This is a genomic window from Klebsiella sp. MS 92-3, from assembly GCF_000195655.1.
Taxonomy (GTDB): Bacteria; Pseudomonadota; Gammaproteobacteria; order Enterobacterales; family Enterobacteriaceae; genus Klebsiella; species Klebsiella pneumoniae.
The window spans coordinates 56410-62339 of the sequence record NZ_GL882775.1 but is presented as its reverse complement, the minus strand read 5'-3'; the positions used below and the strand labels follow the sequence as shown (position 1 = coordinate 62339).

The window sequence follows — 5930 nt, the reverse complement described above, 5'->3', positions numbered from 1 at the left end:
TCTGGGGGGATAGACATGGTCAAAACTGCCCGGGGCGGGGGGGGGGCCCCCCCCCCGCCGCCCCCATTACACTGTCTGTCCCGCCTCCGGCAGTGTATCATTTCGTTTAACGCCACAGTTTGAACGGAATAACCATGAATACCTTACGAATCGGCTTAGTTTCCATTTCCGATCGCGCCTCCAGCGGCGTCTATCAGGACAAAGGCATCCCGGCACTGGAAGAGTGGCTGGCACGTGCCCTGACCACCCCTTTCGAGCTGCAAACCCGTCTGATTCCGGATGAGCAGGCCATCATTGAGCAAACGCTGTGCGAACTGGTTGACGAAATGGGGTGCCATCTGGTGCTGACCACCGGCGGAACCGGCCCTGCGCGTCGCGATGTGACGCCCGACGCAACGCTGGCGATCGCCGATCGCGAGATGCCGGGCTTCGGCGAGCAAATGCGCCAGGTTAGCCTACACTTTGTGCCGACGGCTATCCTTTCCCGGCAGGTCGGTGTGATCCGCAAGCAGGCGCTGATCCTCAACCTTCCCGGGCAACCGAAAGCAATTCAGGAGACTCTGGAAGGGGTGAAAGATGCTGACGGCAACGTGCTGGTGCACGGTATTTTCGCAAGTGTACCTTATTGTGTACAGTTGCTTGAAGGGCCTTATGTGGAAACCGATGGCCGTGTAGTAGAAGCTTTTCGTCCCAAGAGCGCCAGACGCGAAACTTTATCCTGAATTTGATGCATTTTTGATATAACCTGCATCGCTAATGGTGTGCCGTTTTATTTACGATATAGTGATTTTTACTTTACACACTATAAAACACGCTGCACACCTCAGGATGAAATTGCGTTATGTCATATGCAAACCGACCGCTCAACCGCCAGGATTATAAAACGCTGACGCTGGCCGCCCTGGGCGGCGCGCTGGAGTTTTATGACTTTATCATTTTCGTTTTCTTCGCCGCCGTCGTCGGCGAGCTCTTCTTCCCTGCGGATATTCCCGAATGGCTGCGCCAGGTGCAAACTTTTGGCATTTTCGCCGCCGGTTACCTGGCGCGTCCGCTGGGGGGCATCATCATGGCCCACTTTGGCGATCTGGTGGGGCGCAAGAAAATGTTCACCCTCAGCATCCTGCTGATGGCGCTGCCAACCCTGGCGATCGGTCTGCTACCGACCTATAGCTCGGTAGGTATCATCGCCCCGCTGCTATTGCTGCTGATGCGTATTCTGCAGGGAGCGGCGATCGGCGGTGAAGTTCCAGGCGCCTGGGTGTTTGTCGCTGAGCATGTCCCGGAAAAACGCATTGGTATCGCCTGCGGCACGCTGACGGCCGGCCTGACGGTTGGCATTCTGCTGGGGTCGGTGGTGGCCACGCTTATCAATACCAGTCTGACGCCGCAGGGGATCCACGACGGCGGCTGGCGGATCCCCTTCCTGCTGGGCGGCGTATTTGGTCTGATAGCGATGTATCTGCGCCGCTGGCTGCAGGAGACGCCGATTTTTCTTGAGATGCAGCAGCGCAAAGCGCTGGCGCAGGAGCTGCCGGTAAAAGCGGTGGCGCTCAAGCACCAGAAGGCGGTGGTGATCTCTATGCTGCTGACCTGGCTGCTGTCGGCTGGCGTGGTGGTGGTGATCCTGATGTCGCCGGTCTGGCTGCAGAAGCACTATGGTTTTGCGCCGGCCATTACCCTGCAGGCCAACAGCATCGCCACCATTATGTTGTGCATCGGCTGTCTGCTCGCCGGGCTGGCGGCGGACCGCTTCGGCGCCAGCCGCACTTTTATCGTCGGCAGCCTGCTGCTGGCGGTTGCCAGCTGGGCATTTTACCATCTTGCCGGCGCCAGCCCGCAGCGGCTGTTTCTGCTCTACGGTACGGTGGGGCTGTGCGTCGGCGTGGTGGGGGCGGTGCCCTATGTGATGGTGCGGGCCTTCCCGGCGGAAGTACGCTTCACCGGCATCTCTTTCTCCTACAACCTGTCGTACGCGATCTTTGGCGGCCTGACGCCGATTGCGGTCACCATGCTGATGGGGGTGTCGCCGATGGCGCCGGCCTGGTATGTGCTGGCCCTGTCGCTGATGGGGCTGGGATTAGGTATCTGGCTGCGTCAGGAGTTGACGGCGCCGACGGGGATGCCGGAAGGGGAGCTGCAGCGTTAACGATGGCTAGCTGATGCTGATAATGACCTGCCCCCCCCCCCCCCCCCGGCCGCGGCGGGGGGGGGGCCAGTCGGGCCAGCGCTGAACGCTGTCCGTCTGACCGGGAAGATACTTCACCCAGTACAAACGCTGTTGAAAACGGCGGACGGTAAATTCCCCCAGCCGCAGACAGGGGCTGGCATCTTCCCGCGCCAGCGCCACCTCGTGCCAGAGGCGCTCAGGCACCTCGCGGGCGGGCATCGGCGCCTGCTGCCCGGCGAGCCAGCGACGCAGCAGCGCCGCTCGGCGCGGCGGACTCATCGTCGCCAGCGGCGCGATAGCCAGCGAGCCATCTTCGGCCACCAGCGACGCCAGCTCCGCCGCCAACATCTCGTCCAGCAGTTGTTCCTGCTCGGCGCACAGGCTGGCGCTGCGGGCGACGGCCTCGCTAAAGTGCGGCCAACGCTCGCGCAGCACCGGGATCACCCGCAGGCGCAGGAAATTGCGGTCATAGGTATCATCCTGATTACTCTCATCTTCGATCCACGACAGCTGATGGGCGAGCGCCCACTGGCGTAGTGATTCGCGGGTTTCATTGAGGAGAGGACGCAGCAGTCGACTGCCGGCAAAGACAGAGGATGGCGCCATCGCCGACAGGCCGGTAGGACCGCTGCCGCGTTTTAACGCCAGCAGCAGGGTTTCGCACTGATCGTCCTGGTGCTGGGCGGTCACTAACACCTCGCCGGCATTGAGCGTATCCTGAAAGGCCTGATAGCGCGCCGCACGAGCGTGGGCCTCGACGCCCAGCCCTCCCCGGGCTAACGTCACGTGATGCACCCCCAGCGGCACCTGCCACTGCTGGCAAATCTGCCGACAATGCGCCACCCAGTCGTCTGCGTGGACGCTAAGGCCGTGGTGAACATGCACCGCCCGCAGCGTCAGCGAGGGATCCTGTTCCCGCAGCAGCACCAGCTGATGCAGAAGAACCGTCGAGTCCAGACCGCCGCTGAAGGCCACCAGCAGCTGGCGATGGGGATGAAGCGTATGCGCAATATCAGCCGTCATATCCACGAACATACCGAGAAGTGATGGCCCGGCACGTTACCGGGCCAGGGCCGCGCTGGCAAGATTTACTGCTGATATATTTCCAGCGGCAGGTCGTCCGGATCGCTAAAGAAGGTAAAGCGTTTACCGGTAAAGGGATCGACACGAATCGCTTCGCACTCCACGCCATGCGCGGTGAGATGGGCTACCGCGGCGTCGATATCATCCACGCTAAAGGCCAGATGACGCAGCCCGCAGGCTTCCGGACGACTGGGGCGGGCTGGCGGAAACGGGAACGAGAACAACTCAATCACATACTCGCCGTTGAGCGCCAGATCGCCTTTCCAGGAATCGCGCTCGGCGCGATAAAACTCACTTTGCAGCGTAAACCCCAGAATATCGCAATAGAACGCTTTACTGCGGGCGTAGTCGGTCGCAATGATGGCAATATGGTGAACCCGTTTCAAACCCAGCATGGTTAAACTCCTTCTGTTAAGCCAGCCACGTTACTCGTGCGCGCCGTTAACGCGCAAGCCTTTCGTCATTTTTTAAGACTCGTACCCGATACACACCGTCCTCATCGCGCTTGGCGCCGTGAATATCGGTCTCAAAGCCCGGGTAATGACGGCCGATAGAGCAAAGCATCAGCAGAAAATCGAGCACCGCCCGGCTTTCCTCGGTGATCATCTCTCCCGGCATCAGCAGCGGAACCCCCGGCGGATAAGGGAGGATCATGTTGGCCGAAATCCGCCCCACCAGGTTCTCCAGTTCAATAGTTTCCACCTCCCCCTTTATCTGGCGCTGCCAGGCGTGATGCGGCGTCATTTTCATTTCCGGCAGGACGTCAAAGGCGCTGAGCATCAGCTGCGGCAGCTGATGCTGACGGATCAAGCGGTGGATCCCCTGCGCCAGATCCTGGATCCGCATGTTGCGGTAGAAGTCGGGATCTTCGGCGTACAGATCCGGCAGCATATTTTTCACCCGCAGATTGAGATCGTAGGCGCGTTTAAACTCGGTCAGGCCGCGCAGCAGCCCCATCGCCCGGGTTTTATCGATGCCGATACTGAACAGGAACAGCAGATTGTAGGGGCCTGTTTTCTCTACCACCACGCCCCGCTCGTCGAGGAACTTCGCCACCAGCGCCGCCGGGATCCCCTCTTCATCCATATTCCCCTGCTCGTCCATGCCCGGCGTCAGAATGGTGACCTTCACCGGATCGAGATACATATGATCCGCATCGGCATCTTTGAAACCGTGCCAGTCCTCGCCCGGCGCTACCGGCCAGCACTCGGCTTTATCCACGGCTTCCGGCTGCCAGATATCAAAGAACCAGCCGTCCGACTCCTCGCGCAGTCGCTGCACCTCTTTGCGGAAGTCCAGCGCCCGCTCAATGGAGCGCTGGATCAGACGTTTACCGGAGTTGCCGCGCAGCATCGCCGCCGCGGTCTCAATCGACGCGACGATGGGGTAGCTCGGCGACGTAGAGGTATGCATCATAAAGGCTTCGTTAAAGGTCTCTTCATCATAGTTGCCTTTAATGTGGATCAGCGAGGCCTGCGACAGCGCGGCCAGCATCTTATGCGTCGACTGCGTCTCGAAGATGACTTTCCCGGGGATCCGCTCCCCGCTCATACCGCTTTTCCCCTGATATATCGGATGGAAATGGGTATAGGGCACCCAGGCGGAATCGAAATGGATCGACGGGACATCGAGCGTCTCCTTAAGCCAGGTGGTGTTATAGAGCAGACCATCGTAGGTGGAGTTGGTGATCACCGCATGCACGGGCCACTGCGCCCCGCCCGTGTCGCGCACTTTCTGCTGAATGCTGTCGCGGGTAAATTCGCGCCGGGGGATACCGCCGAGGATCCCCAGCGCGTTGCGGGTCGGCTTCAGCCACAGGGGAACCACATCGCTCATCATCAGCAGGTGGGCCAGCGATTTGTGACAGTTACGGTCAATCAGCAGGGTGCTGCCGGCGGGCGCCGAGTACATGCCGACAATTTTATTGGACGTCGAGGTGCCGTTGGTCACCATATAGCTTTGCTCGGCGCCAAAGGCGCGCGCGATATACTCCTCCGCCTCCAGGTGCGGGCCGGTATGATCCAGCAGGGAGCCCAGCTCGGTGACCGAAATCGAGACATCCGCCTTCAGCGTATTCCCGCCAAAAAAATCATAGAACAGGCAGCCCACCGGGCTTTTCTGATAGGCGCTGCCGCCCATATGGCCCGGCGTACAGAAGGTATATTTTCCCTCCTGGACATAGTTGAACAGCGCGCGGGTAAACGGCGGAGTGATATTCTCCAGGTACTCGCGGGTGTACTGCCCAATGCGGGTGGCGATCTCTTCGGAGAGTCCCAGCGCATATTCGAAGAACCACAGCGTCATGCGCAAATCCTGACTGCTGACATCCATCGTCGAGTGGGCGTTAATAAAGGCGTACAGAGGAAGGTATTCATTGAGCTGATTGATATCGCTGCACAGATCGACGCTGTATTCATCCCAGTCGAAGATCACCCCGCAGATGCGCGGGTTGTGCTCGATAAACTGCAGCAGGTCGGCGCTGTTTTGCGGCCAGATGGTCTGGAAGCCCTGGCGCTGCAGCGCCGCTTCCAGTTCTTTGATCGGCTCGTCTTTGTGGTAGACGCCGTGAGGCCCCATGATGGCGATGATATTCACGCTTTCCTCCTGGTATTCACCTAAGTCAAGCATCATAGCAATCCCCCGGGCGCATCGCACATAAAAAAAGGGCCGGAAAATCCGG

The 5930-nt window shown here is 59.8% G+C and carries 4 protein-coding genes and 1 pseudogene; 2 read left to right on the top strand and 3 right to left on the bottom strand.

Annotated elements, in window-relative coordinates:
- Positions 1–134 precede the first annotated feature (134 nt).
- Both mog and HMPREF9538_RS19000 read left to right on the top strand, forming a co-directional pair.
- A complete protein-coding gene (gene mog / locus HMPREF9538_RS18995; RefSeq protein ID WP_002887898.1) occupies positions 135–722 on the top strand; it encodes a molybdopterin adenylyltransferase in 588 nt (195 codons plus the stop codon).
- 119 nt (positions 723–841) lie between these two features.
- On the top strand, positions 842–2146 hold the full coding sequence (locus HMPREF9538_RS19000; RefSeq protein ID WP_004146012.1) for an MFS transporter: 1305 nt from the start codon (positions 842–844) through the stop codon (positions 2144–2146).
- A 33-nt stretch (positions 2147–2179) separates the two neighbouring features.
- Here HMPREF9538_RS19000 and tilS read toward each other — a convergent pair.
- The 3 genes and pseudogenes from tilS to HMPREF9538_RS19015 all read right to left on the bottom strand — a co-directional run.
- Positions 2180–3202 (bottom strand): annotated as a pseudogene (tilS, locus tag HMPREF9538_RS19005) (tRNA lysidine(34) synthetase TilS); the annotation flags it as partial.
- Positions 3203–3255: 53 nt separating this feature from the next.
- A complete protein-coding gene (locus HMPREF9538_RS19010; protein WP_002889387.1) occupies positions 3256–3645 on the bottom strand; it encodes a VOC family protein in 390 nt (129 codons plus the stop codon).
- 46 nt (positions 3646–3691) lie between these two features.
- The gene (locus HMPREF9538_RS19015) at positions 3692–5845 is read right to left on the bottom strand and encodes a lysine decarboxylase LdcC (RefSeq protein ID WP_002889384.1); all 2154 of its coding nucleotides are present in this window, start codon (positions 5843–5845) and stop codon (positions 3692–3694) included.
- Positions 5846–5930: the final 85 nt, after the last annotated feature.

Excerpts from the sequence above, each read along its gene's own strand:
- mog (WP_002887898.1), top strand. The coding sequence starts at position 135 with ATGAATACCTTACGAATCGGCTTAGTTTCCATTTCCGATCGCGCCTCC.
- HMPREF9538_RS19000 (WP_004146012.1), top strand. The coding sequence starts at position 842 with ATGTCATATGCAAACCGACCGCTCAACCGCCAGGATTATAAAACGCTG.
- HMPREF9538_RS19010 (WP_002889387.1), bottom strand. The coding sequence starts at position 3,645 with ATGCTGGGTTTGAAACGGGTTCACCATATTGCCATCATTGCGACCGAC.